The organism is Streptosporangium sp. NPDC051023 (assembly GCF_040689595.1).
In the GTDB taxonomy this organism is placed as follows: domain Bacteria; phylum Actinomycetota; class Actinomycetes; order Streptosporangiales; family Streptosporangiaceae; genus Streptosporangium.
The window spans coordinates 1-1,167 of the sequence record NZ_JBFBCE010000262.1 but is presented as its reverse complement, the minus strand read 5'-3'; the positions used below and the strand labels follow the sequence as shown (position 1 = coordinate 1,167).

Annotated in this window: 2 protein-coding genes; both read right to left on the bottom strand. The window is 68.5% G+C overall.

Translation table 11 applies throughout. From position 1 onward, the window contains the following. Nucleotides 1-140: 140 nt before the first annotated feature. A complete protein-coding gene (locus AB0395_RS48565; RefSeq protein WP_366295171.1) occupies nt 141-680 on the bottom strand; it encodes an SRPBCC family protein in 540 nt (179 codons plus the stop codon). Continuing rightward, on the bottom strand, nt 677-1,048 hold the full coding sequence (locus AB0395_RS48560; RefSeq protein ID WP_366295168.1) for a metalloregulator ArsR/SmtB family transcription factor: 372 nt from the start codon (nt 1,046-1,048) through the stop codon (nt 677-679). The genes AB0395_RS48565 and AB0395_RS48560 overlap by 4 nt, the downstream gene beginning before the upstream one ends. Nucleotides 1,049-1,167: the final 119 nt, after the last annotated feature.

The window sequence follows — 1,167 nt, the reverse complement described above, 5'->3', positions numbered from 1 at the left end:
CGATTCGGACAGTGCGCATGCCTGCGGGTCTACCCAGTTCGGCCGGGTCCCCAAATCAGCGGACCCTGCCGAAGCCGTACCGGCCCGTTGGGCACAGCGACACAAGCCCCGATGGGGCACAGACGATTACGAAAGAGGAGTCATCGGTGCGCGTCCGGCGCATCGCTGTTCGGTCGAACGTCGGCGCGGGCGGACAGGCTGTCGAAATAGGGCTTCATCGCGGGGTAGTAGTCGTCGAAGACGGGCGTGGGCGAGCCGTCGCGGGCGGCCACGAGCATGTCGAGGTAGTACTCCCAGCCGGGGCCGACCTCGCCGATTCCGTCCTCGGTGTCGAGGTGGTGCACGAGCCGCAGCTCCGTCGAGCCGTTCGTCTCCGACAGCAGCAGCTCCATCCGCCAGGACCCGAACTCGTCGGTCGTCGACAGTGCCAGCCGCCGCGGCGGGTCACACACGTCGATGCGCATCTCGCACCACGGGGCCTGTTCCTCGAACGCCATCTGCACCTTGATCGTCCGCCCTGGCGCGGCGTCGCCCTCCCAGGGCCCGAACCAGCGGGCCGTGCGGTCGGATTCGGTGACGCTGGCCCACACGTCCTCGGCGGGCGCTCGAAACGTCCGGCTGAGGACGAGATCGCTTCCCGCTTCGGTACGGAACAGCCTGCCGACGGGTGAACGGCTCATGCCGTGTTCTCCTTTGCCTGGTTTTCCTGGTCCGCCGTGCCGCGCGCACGGCGTTCGCGGCGGGTTCGATAGACCTCTGTCTCCAGTGCGTCGAGGCGGTGCTCCCAGCCGGAAGGCCGGACGAACGGGGTGAGCCACTCGACGAGCTCGGTGAATCGCCCGGCGTCGAGCGCGTAGAGGCGTCGCCTGCCGACGAGCTCGTCGTGAACCAGTCCGCTGTTTCTGAGAACTCGCAGGTGGCGGCTCACCGCGGGCCTGCTGATCTCGAAACGCTCGGCGATCTCCCCCGCGGAGAGCCTCTGCTCACGCAGCATCACCAGGATCTCCCGCCGCACCGGGTCCGCGATCGCTCCCGCCACCTCGTCCACCCAGGAAGCGTAACCTATCAGTTACGCGTCAGCAACGGCGGTTCCGCGCTCACCCGGCGGGCGAGAACGCGGAGTTCACGACGCAGGCCCCCGGACCATGGCAGGACGGTCTTGCCGGG

What these genes read in the sequence shown, in the direction of transcription:
- AB0395_RS48565 (WP_366295171.1), bottom strand. Translation starts at nt 680, where the DNA reads ATGAGCCGTTCACCCGTCGGCAGGCTGTTCCGTACCGAAGCGGGAAGC.